We start from the raw sequence: 16170 nt of genomic DNA, 5'->3' as shown, positions 1-16170 counted from the left end.
GGGGGCGTTCGGCTCATGACCGCTCGGTTAGAGTTCGGCCTCGGCTTCCTTGGCCTCTTCGGCCTCGAAGGCGGCCTTCTCTTCCGGGGTGATCTCCTTGATGGTCAGCTTCACCCGGTTGCGGTTGTCGATGTCGAGCACCTTGACCACCGCCTCGTCTCCCTCGTTGAGGAAGTCGCGGACGTCGTTGACGCGCTCGGGCACGATCTGGGAGATGTGCACCAGGCCGTCGGTACCCGGCATGATGTTGACGAAGGCGCCGAAGTCGGCGATGCGCGCTACCTTGCCGCGATACAGCTTGCCGATCTCGGGCTCGGCGGTGATCGCCAGCACGGTGTCGATGGCCGCCTTGGCCGCGGTCTTGTCCTCGGCGTAGATGCGCACGGTGCCGTCGTCATCCAGGTCGATGGAGGCGCCGGTGTCCTCGCAGATCTTGCGGATGGTGGCGCCGCCCTTGCCGATGACGTCGCGGATCTTCTCCGGATCGATCTTCAAGGTGGCCATGGAGGGCGCGTTGTCGGAGACCTCGGTGCGGCTCTGGGCGATCACCGTGTTCATCTGCTCGAGGATGTTCAGGCGGGCCTCGTTGGCCTGCTGCAGCGCCTGCTCCATGATCTCCTCGTTGATGCCCTCGATCTTGATGTCCATCTGCAGGGCGGTGACACCCGCGGCGGAGCCGGCCACCTTGAAGTCCATGTCGCCGAGGTGATCCTCGTCGCCGAGGATATCGGTCAGCACGGCGAAGCCGTCGTCATCCTTGACCAGCCCCATGGCGATGCCCGCCACCGGCGCCTTCATCGGCACACCGGCATCCATCAGCGCCAGCGAGGAGCCACACACGGAAGCCATCGAGCTCGAGCCATTGGACTCGGTGATCTCGGAGACCACGCGGATGGTATAGGGGAAGTCGTCCTCGGCGGGCAGCATGGCCTGGACACCGCGGCGCGCCAGGCGGCCGTGACCGATCTCGCGACGCTTCGGGCCACCCATGAAGCCGGCCTCGCCCACGCTGTAGGGCGGGAAGTTGTAGTGCATCAGGAAGCGATCCTTGCGCTCGCCTTCCAGCGACTCGATGAGCTGGGAGTCGCGCAGGGTGCCCAGGGTCGCCACCACGATGGCCTGGGTCTCGCCGCGGGTGAAGGTCGCCGAACCGTGCGTCTTGGGCAGGCCACCGACCTCGATGTCGAGCGGACGCACGGTCTTGTGATCGCGGCCGTCGATGCGCGGCTCGCCCTTCACCACGCGCGAGCGCACCACGCGCTTCTCGAGCCCGGCGAAGGCGCCCTTGATCTCGTCGGCGTCGAACTGGCCTTCCTCGTCACCGGCCAGCTGCTCGACGGCCTCGGCCTTGAGCGCGGACAGCGCGTCCTGGCGCTGCATCTTGTCGGTGATCCGGTAGGCCTCGCCGACCTTGGCATCGAAGCCCTGGGCCAGGGCCTGCTTGAGGACGGTGTTCTCGGCGGCCGGCTGCCAGTCCCAACGCGGCTTGCCGGCCTCGGCGACCAGCTCGTTGATGGCGCCGATCACGCTCTGCATTGCCTGGTGGCCATAGAGCACGGCGCCGAGCATCTCGTCCTCGAGCAGCTCACTGGCCTCGGACTCGACCATCAGCACGGCCTTCTCGGTACCGGCGACGACCATGTTCAGGTCGGAGCCGGTGAGCTCTTCCACGCTGGGGTTGAGGAAGTAGCCCTTGTCCTCGGTGAAGCCGACGCGGGCGGCGCCGATCGGGCCGCTGAAGGGCACGCCGGAGATGGCCAGCGCCGCGGAGGTGCCGATCATCGCGGCGATGTCCGGGTCGTGGTTACGGTCGGTGGAGAGCACCGTACAGATGACCTGGACCTCGTTCATGAAACCGTTGGGGAACAGCGGGCGGATGGGACGATCGATCAGCCGCGAGGTGAGGGTCTCCTTCTCGGTGGGGCGCCCCTCGCGCTTGAAGAAGCCACCGGGGATCTTGCCGACGGCGTAGGTCTTCTCCTGATAGTGGACAGACAGCGGGAAGAAAGGCTGACCAGGCTTGGGGTCCTTCTTCGCCACCACGGTGCATAGCACCACGGTGTCGTCCATGGTGACCATCACGGCACCGGAAGCCTGGCGGGCGATACGCCCGGTTTCCAGGGTGACGGTGCTGCGACCGTACTCAAACGTTTTCTTGACCGGATTCACGGCGACTTCCTTTAACGTTACTTTTCTGTGTTTGGGTCGTTTTGACTCGCCGACCATTTTAGGGCGTGACGCTCTCCGGGACCACCAGGCGGCGACATTTCCGAGACACCGCCTCCTTCATCGCTCGAGCCTGGGCTGGGGGCAAGCCTGCGAGGAGGCGCTGTGACTACAGCCCTGTACGCTACCGACGCCATACCCTGGCTGGCGTAGGACCTCCTCTCCGGCTTGCCCCAGCGCCCCCTTGCTTGTTTCTTTCCATCGACGCAAAACGGGCAGCCCCGAGGGGCTGCCCGTTTCACGTCTACGTCAGCAAAGAAGACATTCGCGTCACGAGCGAATGACCCTTTCCCTTAGCGACGCAGGCCGAGACGCTGGATCAGCGACTGATAGCGCTCGAAGTCCTTGCGCTTCAGGTAGTCCAGCAGCTTGCGGCGCTGATTGACCATGCGGATCAGGCCACGACGGGAGTGGTGATCCTGCTTGTTGGTCTTGAAGTGATCCTGCAGGCCGTCGATGTTGGCGGTCAGCAGGGCCACCTGGACCTCGGGGGAACCGGTGTCGCTCTCGCCACGGCCGTATTCGTTGACGATTCCAGCCTTCTGCTCAGCGGTAAGTGCCATCTGTCTCTCCAGTCAGCAATATGCCTGAATGATATGAATGTCGGAGACCACGCATATTTGCAGTCTCCACGCCGACCCCGGAGGGTCGGATCATGCCGAGTCCGCCTCGGCGGTACTCAGCAGGCGGCGCGGAGAAACTTCCCTCGCCGCTCTCACCACGCCGAGCCCCAGGAAGGCCTCGTCGCGATAGAGTCTGGCCAGGCTATCGACCGGCAGATCGCCGGTATCGAGCCTGGCACTCTGGCCATGCAACAGGCGGCTCGCCGCCTGCTCGTCCAGTGTCAGCCGGGGCAGGTCGGCCACCAGCACGTCCATCGGCAACAGCACGCCCTCGCGGGCGGCCTGATCCGGCAGCGCCTCGAGGGCCTCCGGCGTCAGCATGCCATCGCCATCGAAGGGGCCGGTCGCCAGCCGTCGCAGGGCGCTGATATGGGCGCCACAACCGAGTGCCTCGCCGATATCCTCGGCCAGGGTACGGATGTAGGTCCCCTTGCTCACCCGGACCTCCAGTTCGAAGGCGTTGCCCTCGAACGACAGAAGGCGCGCATCATACACCGTCACGCGGCGCGCTGCACGCTCGACGGTCTTGCCCTCGCGGGCCAGTTCGTAGAGCTTGCGACCCTGGTGCTTGAGCGCCGAATACATCGGCGGCACCTGCTCGATCTCGCCGCGGAAGCGCTCGAGCACGCCGCGCAGGTCGGCCTCCTCGAGCGGCGGCACCTCACGGCGCTCGACCACCTCGCCCTCGGCGTCGCCGGAGTCGGTGATCGTCCCGAGCTCGACCCGGGTGCGATACGTCTTGTCGGCATCCAGCAGGAAGGCCGAGAACTTGGTGGCCTCGCCGAAGCACACCGGCAACAAGCCGGTGGCCATCGGATCGAGGGTCCCGGTGTGGCCGGCCTTCTGCGCCTGGAACAGGCGCCGGACCCGCTGCAGGACATGGTTGCTGGACGCACCCTGAGGCTTGTCCAGCAACAACACGCCGTTGACCGGCAGTCCGCGACGGCGACGCGCCATCAGTCACGCTCTCCCTGACCCGGCTCGCCGTCATCCCCAGCGTCGGCATCGTCGAGGCGTTCGCGATCGCTCGCCACCGCCTCGTCGATCAACGCGGAAAGATGCTGGCCGCGCACCACGCTCTCATCGAAATGGAAACGCAGTTCCGGCACATGACGCAGCTTGATGCGCCGCGCGATCTGGCTGCGCAGGAAACCGGCGGCGCGCTTGAGCACCGCCAGGTTTTCCTTGATGCGCTCGGCATCCTGCTCGCCGAGCAACGTCACGTGGATGTCGGCATAGCCGAGGTCACGGCTGACCGTGACCCCGCTGATGGTGACCATGCCCAGGCGCGGATCCTTGATCTCGCGCTGGATGAGTACCGCCAGCTCCTTCTGGAGCTGGTCGGCTACCCGGTCGGTACGCTTGAACTCGCGCATGATCGGCTCCTCGCGGTCAGAGCGTCCGCTCGACCTTGACCTGATCGAAGACCTCGATCTTGTCGCCGACCTGGACGTCGTTGTAGTTCTTCACGCCGATACCGCATTCGATACCGTTGCGAACGTCGTTCACGTCGTCCTTGTAGCGGCGCAGGGATTCGAGCTCGCCCTCGTAGATCACCACGTTCTCGCGCAGCACGCGGATCTTCTTGTGGCGGTAGACGGTGCCCTCGACCACCATGCAGCCGGCCACGGCGCCGATCTTCGGAGCCTTGAAGACATCGCGAACCTCGGCCACGCCGACGATCTCTTCCTTCCACTCCGGCGCGAGCATGCCGCTCATCGCCTGCTTGACCTCATCGATCAGCTGGTAGATGACGCTGTAGTAGCGCAGGTCGAGGCCTTCACGCTCGATGATCTCGCGAGCGGCGGCATCGGCACGCACGTTGAAGCCGACCACGATGGCATCACTGGCCAGCGCCAGGTTGGCGTCGGTACCGGTGATACCGCCCACGCCGGAGGACACCACGGCGACCTCGACTTCGCTGGTCGACAGCTCTTCCAGTGCGCCCTTGATGGCCTCCAGGGAACCCTGGACGTCGGCCTTGAGGACGATGTTGAGCTTGGCGATCTCTTCCTGGCCCATCTGGGAGAACATGTTCTCCAGCTTGGCCTTCTGCTGGCGAGCCAGGCGCACCTCGCGGTACTTGCCCTGACGGAAGTTGGCGACCTCGCGTGCCTTCTTGTCGTCGTCCAGCACCATGAAGTCGTCACCCGCTTCCGGGGTGCCGTCCAGGCCCTGGATCTCCACCGGCATGGCGGGACCGACTTCGTCGACCTGCTTGCCGAGCTCGTTGGTCAGGGCGCGCACGCGGCCATAGTGCAAGCCGGCGAGCACGATATCGCCCTTCTTCAGGGTGCCATTCTGGACCAGTACGGTGGCCACCGGGCCGCGGCCCTTGTCCAGGCGGGACTCGACGACCACACCCTTGCCGGGCGCCTCGGGCACGGCCTTGAGCTCGAGCACCTCGGAGACCAGCTGGATCGACTCGAGCAGGCCCTCGATGCCTTCGCCGGACTTGGCGGAGACGTGCACGAACTGGGTGTCGCCACCCCATTCCTCGGAGATCACGCCGCGCTGGGACAGCTCGTTCTTGACCCGGTCCGCGTCGGCACCTTGTTTATCGATCTTGTTGACCGCGACCACCATCGGCACGCCAGCGGCCTGAGAGTGCTCGATGGCCTCGATGGTCTGGGGCATGACGCCGTCATCGGCGGCCACCACCAGCACCACCACGTCGGTGGCCTTGGCACCGCGCGCACGCATGGCGGTGAACGCCGCGTGGCCCGGGGTATCGAGGAAGGTCACGCCGCCGTGATCGTCCTCGACGTGATAGGCGCCGATGTGCTGGGTGATACCGCCGGCCTCACCGGTGGCGACCTTGGCACGACGGATATAGTCGAGCAGCGAGGTCTTGCCGTGGTCGACGTGGCCCATGACGGTCACGACCGGCGAACGAGTGATCTCCTCGCCTTCGTAGGAGATGTTCTCGAGGACCTCGGTCTCCAGCGCATCATCCTTGACCAGCTTGGCCTTGTGGCCCATCTCCTCGACCACGATGGACGCGGTGTCCTGATCGATGGTCTGGTTGATGGTCACCGCGGCGCCCATGGTGAACATGGTCTTGATGACCTCGTTCGCCTTGATGGACATCTTGTCGGCCAGGTCGGCGACGCTGATAGACTCGGGGATCGAGACCTCGCGGACGATCGGCTGCGTCGGCTTCTGGAAGCCGTGCTTGCCGCCACCCTGGCTGCCACCGCGGCGGCCGCCACGACGCTCGGCGCGCTTGGCCTTCTTGCCGCCACGACGACGCTCCTCGCGATCGCCACGGTCGTCTTCACGCTCGTGACGGCCTTTCTTGCCGGCCTTCTTGCCGGCGGGGGCGGCGCGGCGGTCGGTGCGGCCTTCCTTCGGCGGCGCCGGCGGCTGATCGGACGGCGCCGAGGTGTCGAGCTCCGGCACCGGAATCTCCGGCTCGGCCTTGGCGGCGGCATCGGCGTCGGCCTTGGCCTTCTCGGCCTGGGCCTTTTCCTCGGCGGCGCGCGCGGCCTGTTCGGCGGCGCGCTTCTCTTCCTCCGCCTGGCGCTTGGCCTCGGCCTGAGCCATGTCACCGACCAGCTGACGCGGCCCGTGATCCTGGGCCTTGGGCTCCTCGGCGGGCTGCTCTTCCTCACGCTTGACGTAGGTGCGCTTCTTGCGGACCTGGACCTCGATGCTCTTGCCGCGGTCGCCGCTCTTGATGCGGCTGCGCGTCTTGCGGGTCAGGGTGACACGATCCTTGGGGGCGGCCTTCTCGGCATCCCCGCCGTGGCTCTTGGTCAGGTAGTCCAGCAACTGGCGCTTGTCCTCTTCGGACACGGCGTCGCTATCGGACTTGTGCTTAAGCCCGGCTTCTTTCATCTGTTCCAGCAGACGAGGCACTTCGCGCCCCACCTTCGCTGCAAAATCCTTAACGGTCATTTCTGACATTACGACCCTCCTCAGCCCGTGACCCGTTTACTGTTCGCTCTCGAACCAAGGCGCACGGGCAGTCATGATCAGTGCCGCGGCGCGCTCCTCGTCCAGTTCCTCGATATCCGTCAAATCGTCGACGGATTGTTCGGCGAGGTCCTCCATGGTCTTGATGTCCCGGCTGGCCAGAATATAGGCCAGGTGACGTTCCATGCCGTCCATCCCCAGCAGATCTTCGGCCGGCTCGGCGCCGTCGAGTTCCTCCTCGGAGGCGATGGCCAGGTTCAGCAGCTCGTCCTTGGCACGAGCACGCAGCTCCTCGACGAGATTCTCGTCAAACTCTTCAATCTCCAGCATTTCCTCTACCGGGACATAGGCGACCTCTTCCAGGGAGGTGAAGCCTTCCTCGACGAGCAGGCGTGCCACATCGTCGTCGAGGTCCAGATGCTGGATGAAATGCTCGACCAGGCTATCGACCTCCTGGTCGCGCTTGGCCTCGGCATCGGCCTCGGTCATGACGTTGAGACGCCAGCCGGTGAGCTCGGAGGCCAAGCGCACGTTCTGCCCGCTACGGCCGATGGCCTGGGCCAGGTTATCCTCGCCAACCGCCACGTCCATGGCGCTGGATTCCTCGTCGACGAGGATCGAGGCGACGTCCGCCGGCGCCATGGCGTTGATCACCAGCTGGGCGGGGTTGTCATCCCACAGCACGATGTCCACACGCTCGTTCTGCAGCTCGGTGGATACCGCCTGAACCCGCGAACCGCGCATGCCTACGCAGGCGCCGACCGGATCGATGCGGCGATCATTGGTCTTGACCGCGATCTTGGCCCGCGAGCCCGGATCGCGGGCCGCGCCCTTGATCTCGATGAGCTGCTCGGCGATCTCCGGCACCTCGATGCTGAACAGTTCGATGATCAGCTCCGGGCAGGTGCGCGACAGGATCAGCTGGGCACCGCGGGCCTCTGGATCGACCTGGGTCAGCAGCGCGCGCACGCGCTCGTTCATGCGGTAGCGCTCGCCGGGAATCATCTCGCTGCGCGGCAGGAAGGCCTCGGCGTTCTCGCCCAGATCGATGATCAAACCGTCGCGGGTCGTCTTCTTGACGATGCCGGCGACCAGCTCGCCTTCGCGGTCGGCGTAGAGGCGCACCACCTCGGCGCGCTCCGCTTCGCGCACCTTCTGCACGATGACCTGCTTGGCGGTCTGGGCCGCGATGCGACCGAAGGCGGCGTTCTCGATCTGCTCCTCGACCACGTCGCCCAGGCCCAGCGGCGGATCGCGACGCTCGGCGAAGGTCAGCTTGATCTCGGCGTCCGGCCCCTCGAAGTCGTCGTCCTCGACGACGACCCAGCGACGGAACGTCTCGTAGTCACCGCTGATGCGGTCGATATGGACCCGCACGCTGGCTTCTTCGTCTTCGAAACGCTTGCGTGACGCGCTGGCCAGCGCCGCCTCGACAGCCTCGAAGATCACCTCGCGGGGAACCCCTCTCTCGTTGGAGATCGCATCGACGACCGCCAGAATCTCTTTACTCATGCCTTAGCCTCGCCAGAAAACCCGTCCTTGCGCATCGACCTCAGTCTTCGAACTGTGGCACGACCCGCGCCTGATCGATGCTCTCGATGGGAAAGCAGTATTCCTCGTCGTCGAGCCGCACCAGCACCTCGTCGCTCTCGACCCCGGCCAACAGGCCCTGGAACTTGCGCCGTCCGTCGAACGGCACGCGCAGCTTCAAGGCCACCTTGTGGCCGGCATAGCGCGCGAATTGCTCGAGCGTGAACAGGGGACGATCCATCCCCGGAGAGGACACCTCGAGACGATATTCGCCGTTGATGGGGTCCTCGACGTCGAACACCGCACTGACCTGGCGGCTGACGTCGGCGCAGTCGTCCACACTCACGCCATCGGCGTGATCGATGTAGACCACCAGACGAGAGTGTTTGCCTTGGGACAGATAATCGATGCCCCACAGCTCGAACCCCATGGCCGAGACCACCGGCTCGATCAGCGCATGCAGCGCAGCATCCTTGGTTGCCACGGAAGAAAGCTCCTACAGCCGTTGCATCAGGCACCTGGCCGGGAGTGAACAGGAAAGTCAGGTGGCTGATTGGCGTTGCCCGGAACAGCGCCACCGGTGTCTGCCGGCGAGCTGGCCGCTAACAAAAAGCCCCTTCGCAGGAAGGGGCTTTTCAAGAAACCTGTATACCACTTCTCGACGCCTGGCATGCCCCTAAGAGGTCCTGCATGCCCGACAGGAAGATGGTAGCGGGGACCGGATTTGAACCGATGACCTTCGGGTTATGAGCCCGACGAGCTACCAGACTGCTCCACCCCGCATCAATCTAGGTCGGTGATTCTATGCTGACTCGGCACGTTCGTCAAGCCGCATCACACCGTTTTCGCCAATCCTGCTTTGAAGATCCGAGACTTAGCGATGAGATCGCCAGACCGGCTTCAGGAATGGTGCCGAAGGCGGGACTTGAACCCGCACGACCGTAAGGTCACTACCCCCTCAAGATAGCGTGTCTACCAATTCCACCACTTCGGCATCAGGGGAGGCCGGATTCGCGACTCAGTTGCCGTCGCTGCTCTCCAGCACTGGCGCAGCATTATCCATGTCGGACGAGCCTTCGTCAAGGGTCGGCCCGGCATTCTGTTGCTGCTCGATCAATTCGGCATCGGGAATGCCCGCGTCTTCCGGCGCCTGACCGGCCCGAGAGGCGAAATACGCCAGGGTCAGAGAGGTCACGAAGAAGGCCGCGGCCAGCAGGCCGGTGGCGCGCGACAGGAAATTGCCGCTGCCGCTGGCGCCGAACACGGTCTGGGAGGCACCACCACCGAAGGAGGCGCCGGCATCGGCGCCCTTACCCTGCTGCAGCAGGATCAGGACAACCAGGGCGATGGCGATCGCCACATGAATCATGAGAATGGCAACTTGCATGGGTTCAACCTGCTGACTGGCAAATGGCTAGGAATTCGTCGATTTTCAGGGAAGCACCGCCCACCAGGCCGCCGTCGATATCGGGCTGGACGAGCAGTTCGGCGGCATTGTCGGCCTTCATGCTGCCACCGTAGAGCACCTGCATGGCCGCGGCCAAGCCGGCATCATAACGCGCTAGACACGTCCGGATGGCGCCGTGCACCGCCTGCGCCTGCTCGGGTGTCGCGGTACGGCCGGTACCGATGGCCCAGACCGGCTCGTAGGCCAGCACCAGTTGGCCACGCTGCGCGGCATCCAGGCCATCGAAGACGGCCTCGAGCTGACCGAGCACCACCGCTTCGGTACGCCCGGCATCGCGTTCTTCGAGGGTCTCGCCCAAGCACAGCACCGGCGTGAGGCCGGCGTCGAGCGCCGCCTGGACGCGGGCCAGCACGGCCGCATCGTCCTCGCCGAACAGGCTGCGCCGTTCGGAATGGCCGACCAGCACCATCCGAGCACCGCATTCGCGCAGCATCTCGCCGCTGACTTCCCCGGTGAAGGCTCCGCTCGGGTGCTGGCTCAGGGTCTGCGCGCCGAGCGCCAGCGGGCCGCCCTCGAAGGCCCGGCCGGCGGCCTCCAGGCAGGGAAAGGGCACCATCAGCGCTACCGCCACGCCCTCCGGCAGGGAGGCATCGCGAAAGGCACGACCGAATTCCTCGGCCAGTGCGCGGGACCCATTCATCTTCCAGTTGCCGGCGATCAGCGGCGTAGGCATGCAGCTTCCCTCTTTCAAGGTGGAGCGAAATGGTATAGGAGCGGCCCTGTCAAGACAACCGACCCCGCTCAGGACAGCAGTCCCTCGACGTCGGCCGCCAGACGCCGGGCCAGGCCATCCACATCCAGGTGCGGGCGCCCTTCGACCATCACCCTGATCAACGGCTCGGTCCCGGAGGGGCGCAACAGCACCCGCCCTGCGCCTTGCAGCTCCGCCTCAACCTCGGCCACGGCAGACTGCAGGGCGGGCTCATCCATCAGCGAGCGGGCATCGGTGCCCGGCGTAAGGCGCACATTGACCAGCGCCTGCGGCGCCTTCTCGAGGCCATCGAGCAGGCGCTTCAGTGGCTTGCCTTCGCGCACCATGATCGCCAGCACCTGCAGGGCGGAGACGATGCCATCACCGGTGGTCTGCACGTGGCCACAGACGATGTGCCCGGAGGACTCACCGCCGAGCTGCCAGTCGTTGGCGGCCAGGCGCTCCATGACATAGCGGTCGCCGACCTTGGCCCGCTCGAAGGGGACCTCCATCGACTCGAGCGCGGCGGCCAGGCCGAAGTTGCTCATCAGGGTGCCGACCACGCCCCCACCCAACTCGCCGCGGGCATGGCGGTCGCGGGCGATCATGTAGAGGATGTCGTCGCCATCGATCTCGCGACCGTCGGCATCGACCATCAACACCCGATCGCCGTCACCATCGAAGGCCACGCCCAGGTCGGCGCCGCTACGGATCACCGCCGCACGCAGCGCGGCGGGGTGCGTCGAGCCGACATCGCGGTTGATGTTGAGGCCGTCCGGCTCGGCGCCGATGACCTCCACCTGGGCATCCAGTTCGCGAAACACGCTGGGGGCGATGTGATAGGTGGCGCCGTGGGCGCAGTCGATCACCATCTTCAGGCCATGCAGGTCGACCCGGTCGGGAATGGTCGACTTGCAGTACTCGATGTAGCGCCCGGCGGCATCGTCCGCGCGGCGCACCTTACCCAGTGCGTCGGGCGCCACGGTGGTCAGCGGCTCGTCGAGCATCGCCTCGATACGCTCCTCGACGGCATCGCCAAGCTTGGTGCCGGCGGCGGAGAAGAACTTGATGCCGTTGTCGGCGAAGGGGTTGTGCGAGGCCGAGATGACGATGCCCGCGTTGGCGCGGAAGGCCCGCGTCAGGTAGGCGATACCCGGCGTCGGCATCGGGCCGAGCAGGATGACATCGACGCCGGCGGCTGACAGCCCGGCCTCCAGGGCCGACTCGAACATGTAACCGGAGATCCGCGTGTCCTTGCCGATGACCACCCGCGCCCGACCGACCTTGTCGGCCAGCACCCGGCCGGTGGCCCAACCCAGCTTGAGCATGAAGTCGGCGGTGATGGGGGGCTCGCCCACGGTGCCGCGGATGCCGTCGGTACCGAAATAGCGTCTAGTCATTGTCACAACCCTCTCTGAGAACGGCCCAGGCCATATTGACGGCATCCACGTGGGGCGCCACATCGTGAACACGCAAGATCCTCGCGCCGCGCTCGACGGCCAGCGCCGACAGCGCCAGCCCGCCGGGGAGGCGCTCCTCCACCGGGCGATCCAACACCTTGCCGATCATGCTCTTGCGCGACATCCCCACCAGCAGCGGCAACCCAAGATCCTCCAGGCGCCCCATCCGGTTGAGCAGGCGCAGATTATGCTCGACGCTCTTGGCGAAGCCGAAGCCGGGATCGAGCAGCAGTCGCTCGCGACGCAGCCCGGCGGCCTCGCATTCCGCTACGCGTCGTTCGAGGAAGTCGACCACCGCCTCTTCGACCGGCACGTCGTAGCGGGGGGCATCCTGCATGTCACCGGGCTCCCCGAGCATATGCATCACGCAGGTCGGCAGGCCACTGGCCGCGGCGGCACGCAAGGCGCCCTCGCGGCGCAGGTTGCGCACGTCGTTGAGCATGCCGGCGCCGGCCTCCGCGGCTGCGGTCATCACCTCAGGAGCGCTGGTATCCACCGAGACCAACGCGTCGAACTCGCGCACCAGCGCCTCGACCACCGGCACCACACGGTCGAGCTCTTGCTGCATCGGCACCGTCACGGCACCGGGCCGCGTGGACTCGCCACCGACGTCGATGATCGCCGCGCCTTCGGCCAGCATGCGCTCGGCGCGCCGCAGGGCATCATCGAGGGTATTATGCCGGCCGCCATCGGAGAAGGAATCGGGGGTGACATTGAGGATCCCCATCACGCGGGGGAAGGAGAGATCGAGCCGGTGTCGGCCACACTGGAGGGCAGTCGGAGCGCTGTTGTGCATCGTTGTCCTGAACGTGTTCGGGTCTCGGGGAGCGGCGCACCCCGCCACGGCAAGGGCGCCCCGCAGGGCGCCCGAAGATCCATCAGCTTGCGGTGATTCAGCTGCCGGCCGGCCCACCGAGGGGATCGGAGGGGCGCCGCCCCGGGGATGCTTCCTCGTCGCCGTCCTCGTCGTCGGCGGGCGGGGCATCCCCCTGCGGGGACTCGCCGATCGGCGCGCCGGGACCGGGGCCATCATCGTCCCACCCCTTGGGCGGACGCGGCGTGCGGTCGTTCATGATGTCCTTGAGCTGTGCGGCATCGATGGTCTCGTACTGCACCAACGCCTCGGCCATGGCATCCAGCTTGTCGCGGTTGTCCTCGAGGATCTGCTTAGCCTGGGCATAGCAGTCATCGATGATGCGCCGCACTTCCTTGTCGAGCCGAGTCGTGGTCTCGCCGGATTTCAGCATGCCGCTCTGGCCACCGCCGCCGAGGAACTGGTGTGACTCGTCCTCGTCGTACATGATCGGTCCCATCTCCTCGGACAGGCCCCACTTGGCGACCATGCTGTGGGCCAGCTCGGTGGCACGCTTGATGTCGTTGGAAGCACCGGTGGTCACGCCGTTCGGGCCCAGCGTCATCTCCTCGGCGATACGGCCACCGAACAGCGAGCAGATCTGGCTGATGATCTGCTGGCGCGACAGGCTGTAGCGATCCTCCTCGGGGAGGAACATGGTCACGCCCAGGGCTCGGCCACGCGGAATGATGGTCACCTTGTAGACGGGGTCATGCTCCGGCATCACCAGGCCGATGATGGCATGGCCCGATTCGTGATAGGCGGTGTTGAGCTTGTCCTTCTCGGTCATGACCATGGAGCGGCGCTCGGACCCCATCAGGATCTTGTCCTTGGCCATCTCCAGCTCTGCCATGCCGACCAGGCGCTGATTGCGACGCGCGGAGAACAGCGCCGCCTCGTTGACCAGATTGGCCAGGTCGGCGCCTGAGAAACCAGGCGTGCCACGCGCGATCAGCGACGGCTTGACGTCATCACCCAGCGGCACCTTGCGCAGGTGCACATTGAGGATGTGCTCGCGGCCACGGATATCGGGCAGCGGCACGGTGACCTGACGGTCGAAGCGGCCCGGGCGCAGCAGCGCCGGGTCGAGCACGTCGGGACGGTTGGTGGCGGCGATGACGATGACACCCTCGTTGGCCTCGAAGCCATCCATCTCGACCAGCAGCTGGTTCAGGGTCTGTTCGCGCTCGTCGTTTCCGCCGCCCATGCCGGCACCGCGCGAACGGCCCACGGCATCGATCTCGTCGATGAAGATGATGCACGGCGCCTGCTTCTTGGCCTGCTCGAACATGTCGCGAACACGCGAGGCGCCCACGCCGACGAACATCTCGACGAAATCGGAACCGGAGATCGAGAAGAACGGCACCTTGGCCTCGCCGGCGATCGACTTGGCGAGTAGCGTCTTACCGGTACCGGGCGGGCCGACCATCAGCACGCCGCGGGGAATGGTGCCGCCCAGGCGCTGGAACTTGGTCGGATCACGCAGGAAGTCGACCAGCTCTTCGACCTCCTCCTTGGCCTCGTCGCAACCGGCCACATCGGAGAAGGTGGTCTTGATCTGATCCTGGGACAGCAGCTTGGCCTTGGACTTGCCGAAGCTCATCGGCCCGCCCTTGCTGCCACCACCGCCGCCCTGCATCTGGCGCATGAAGAACATGAAGATGCCGAGGATCAGCAGGATCGGGAAGCTGGCGATCAGCAGCCGCATCCATAGGCTCTGCTGCTCGGGCTCCTGCCCCACCACGGTGACGTCGTGAGCCAGCAGGTCATCCATCAGCTTGGGGTCTTCCGCCGCCGGCCGGATGGTCTGGAACTGGGAGCCGTCATTACGCTCGCCATTGACGGTATAACCGTCGATGGTCACGCTCTGAATCCGCTCGTTCTGCACCTGCTCGACGAACTGGGAATAGTTCATCGTCTGCGGTGTGTTGTCGACGCTGAAATTGTTGAACACCGTCAGCAACACCGCCGCGATGACCAACCACAGAATCAGGTTCTTCGCCATATCGTTCAAGGGACTACCCTCAATTGCAAGAATCTGTCGGCCGTAACTGCTTGGCCTTTCGACACTACCCTACCACGCCTGTTCAGCCAGCAGGCCAGGCACGGCGCCTGCCCTCACTGTGACACAGACATACGATGATGTCCGGCCATGGCAGCGTTAGCCTGAAACTATCGCGAGCCGCCCCGCCGGGCCGGCTCAACCACGAAACCCTTCCGCCAGCAGGTAGACCTCGCGGGAGCGCGCCCGGGATGCCTCCGGCTTGCGAGTCACCACCCGCTTGAAGCCGCCGCGCAGCTCCTTGAGGTAGGCATCGAAGCCTTCGCCCTGGAAGACCTTGGCCAGGAAGGTCCCGCCGGGCGACAGGGTCTGGCGCGCCAGGTCAAGGGCCAGTTCCACCAGATACATCCCCTGGGGCTGATCGATGGCGGCCATACCACTCATATTGGGGGCCATGTCCGACATCACAAGGTCTACGGGACGATCGCCAAGGCGGGCGAGGATCTCGTCCAGCACATGATCCTCGGTGAAGTCGCCCTGCACGAAGTCGACGCCGGCCAGGGCATCCATCTCGAGGATATCGGAGGCGATGACCACCCCCTTGTCGCCGACCTTCTCGGCGGCGATCTGACTCCACCCTCCGGGCGCGGCGCCCAGGTCGATGATCGTCATGCCCGGACGCAGCAGGCGGTCCTTCTCGTCCAGCGCCAACAGCTTATAGCTGGCCCGCGAACGATAGCCGTCCTGCCAGCTCTGCTGGACATAGCGATCGTCGAAGTGTTCCTTCAGCCAGCCGGCGCTGCTCTTGCTCGCGCCATGCCGCTTGGAGCCCTTATTCCGGGCGTCATGGGAAGATGCCACGGCATCACCTGCGAAAAGTCTGGATGACAGAGGGGTCGAGCGGATTCCGGAATGCGGGGATGGGGATGCTGACCTGCGGTCCGATCGAGGAAGCGGTGAAAGCCGGCCGCGCTTTCGCCGCGAGGCGATTCACCGTACCATGTGCGCTGAGCGCCAACCGGGAAGAAGCAAGATACCATGAGCTTGTCACAGGCACAAAAGAAAGCATTTCGCAGCATCGGCCACCATCTTGACCCCATCGTCATGGTGTCCGAGAACGGCCTCTCCGAGGGCGTGCTCGCCGAGCTCGACCGGGCCCTGCGCGACCACGAGCTGGTCAAGGTCAAGCTGGCCCTGCCCGAGCGCGAGGACCGCGCCGCCATGCTTGAGGCTCTGGAGGCCGAAAGCCACGCCGAGCTGGTGCAGAAGATCGGCAAGGTCGCCCTCTTCTACCGCCACAACCCCCAGGCCAACCCGAAGCTCTCCAACATCAAGCGCTTCGAGAACCATCACGGCCGGCGCTGAGCCGCGAGCGGCCAAGCGGCCAAGCGGCCAAGCG

General features: G+C 65.5%; 14 protein-coding genes and 2 tRNA genes. 1 reads left to right on the top strand and 15 read right to left on the bottom strand.

All coding sequences use genetic code 11. The annotated features are described in order from the left end of the window. Positions 1-27: 27 nt before the first annotated feature. The 15 genes from pnp to rlmE all read right to left on the bottom strand — a co-directional run bounded on the left by pnp (position 28) and on the right by rlmE (position 15632). Positions 28-2169 (bottom strand): polyribonucleotide nucleotidyltransferase, encoded by a 2142-nt coding sequence (gene pnp / locus ETC07_RS13760; protein WP_205742556.1) that lies wholly within the window; start codon positions 2167-2169, stop codon positions 28-30. A 350-nt stretch (positions 2170-2519) separates the two neighbouring features. Further along, entirely contained in the window at positions 2520-2789 is a 270-nt protein-coding gene (rpsO, locus tag ETC07_RS13755; protein WP_136249092.1) for a 30S ribosomal protein S15, read from the bottom strand. Between the two features lie 90 nt (positions 2790-2879). Next, positions 2880-3806, bottom strand: coding sequence for a tRNA pseudouridine(55) synthase TruB (gene truB, locus ETC07_RS13750; protein WP_136249091.1), 927 nt, complete (start codon positions 3804-3806; stop codon positions 2880-2882). Continuing rightward, a complete protein-coding gene (gene rbfA / locus ETC07_RS13745) occupies positions 3806-4225 on the bottom strand; it encodes a 30S ribosome-binding factor RbfA (RefSeq protein ID WP_136249090.1) in 420 nt (139 codons plus the stop codon). The genes truB and rbfA overlap by 1 nt, the downstream gene beginning before the upstream one ends. Before the next feature lie 16 nt (positions 4226-4241). Next, a complete protein-coding gene (gene infB, locus ETC07_RS13740) occupies positions 4242-6758 on the bottom strand; it encodes a translation initiation factor IF-2 (RefSeq protein WP_136249089.1) in 2517 nt (838 codons plus the stop codon). A gap of 27 nt (positions 6759-6785) precedes the next feature. After that, positions 6786-8279 carry a transcription termination factor NusA gene (gene nusA, locus ETC07_RS13735; RefSeq protein WP_136249088.1) on the bottom strand — a complete coding sequence of 498 codons (1494 nt, stop codon included), beginning with the start codon at positions 8277-8279 and terminating at the stop codon, positions 6786-6788. Between the two features lie 40 nt (positions 8280-8319). Then, entirely contained in the window at positions 8320-8781 is a 462-nt protein-coding gene (rimP, locus tag ETC07_RS13730; protein ID WP_136249087.1) for a ribosome maturation factor RimP, read from the bottom strand. 222 nt (positions 8782-9003) lie between these two features. Further along, positions 9004-9080 (bottom strand) — tRNA-Met (locus ETC07_RS13725). Between the two features lie 124 nt (positions 9081-9204). Next, positions 9205-9291 (bottom strand) — tRNA-Leu (locus ETC07_RS13720). 24 nt (positions 9292-9315) lie between these two features. Further along, complete coding sequence (gene secG / locus ETC07_RS13715) at positions 9316-9684, bottom strand: preprotein translocase subunit SecG (protein WP_136249086.1); 369 nt, start codon at positions 9682-9684, stop codon at positions 9316-9318. Between the two features lie 4 nt (positions 9685-9688). Beyond that, a complete protein-coding gene (gene tpiA / locus ETC07_RS13710; protein WP_136249085.1) occupies positions 9689-10438 on the bottom strand; it encodes a triose-phosphate isomerase in 750 nt (249 codons plus the stop codon). Between the two features lie 68 nt (positions 10439-10506). Then, the gene (glmM, locus tag ETC07_RS13705) at positions 10507-11856 is read right to left on the bottom strand and encodes a phosphoglucosamine mutase (protein ID WP_136249084.1); all 1350 of its coding nucleotides are present in this window, start codon (positions 11854-11856) and stop codon (positions 10507-10509) included. Beyond that, complete coding sequence (gene folP / locus ETC07_RS13700) at positions 11849-12712, bottom strand: dihydropteroate synthase (RefSeq protein ID WP_136249083.1); 864 nt, start codon at positions 12710-12712, stop codon at positions 11849-11851. The genes glmM and folP overlap by 8 nt, the downstream gene beginning before the upstream one ends. A gap of 97 nt (positions 12713-12809) precedes the next feature. Next, the gene (gene ftsH / locus ETC07_RS13695; protein ID WP_136249082.1) at positions 12810-14783 is read right to left on the bottom strand and encodes an ATP-dependent zinc metalloprotease FtsH; all 1974 of its coding nucleotides are present in this window, start codon (positions 14781-14783) and stop codon (positions 12810-12812) included. A 186-nt stretch (positions 14784-14969) separates the two neighbouring features. Continuing rightward, on the bottom strand, positions 14970-15632 hold the full coding sequence (rlmE, locus tag ETC07_RS13690; RefSeq protein WP_136249081.1) for a 23S rRNA (uridine(2552)-2'-O)-methyltransferase RlmE: 663 nt from the start codon (positions 15630-15632) through the stop codon (positions 14970-14972). 177 nt (positions 15633-15809) lie between these two features. Here rlmE and yhbY point away from each other — a divergent pair, with 177 nt between their 5' ends. Continuing rightward, positions 15810-16136 (top strand): ribosome assembly RNA-binding protein YhbY, encoded by a 327-nt coding sequence (yhbY, locus tag ETC07_RS13685; RefSeq protein ID WP_136249080.1) that lies wholly within the window; start codon positions 15810-15812, stop codon positions 16134-16136. The last annotated feature ends 34 nt before the right edge of the window (positions 16137-16170 follow it).

Source organism: Halomonas borealis, assembly GCF_004798905.1.
Classification (GTDB): domain Bacteria; phylum Pseudomonadota; class Gammaproteobacteria; order Pseudomonadales; family Halomonadaceae; genus Halomonas; species Halomonas borealis.
The sequence above is the reverse complement of the archived record's forward strand: the minus strand, read 5'-3'. Positions and strand labels throughout refer to the sequence as shown.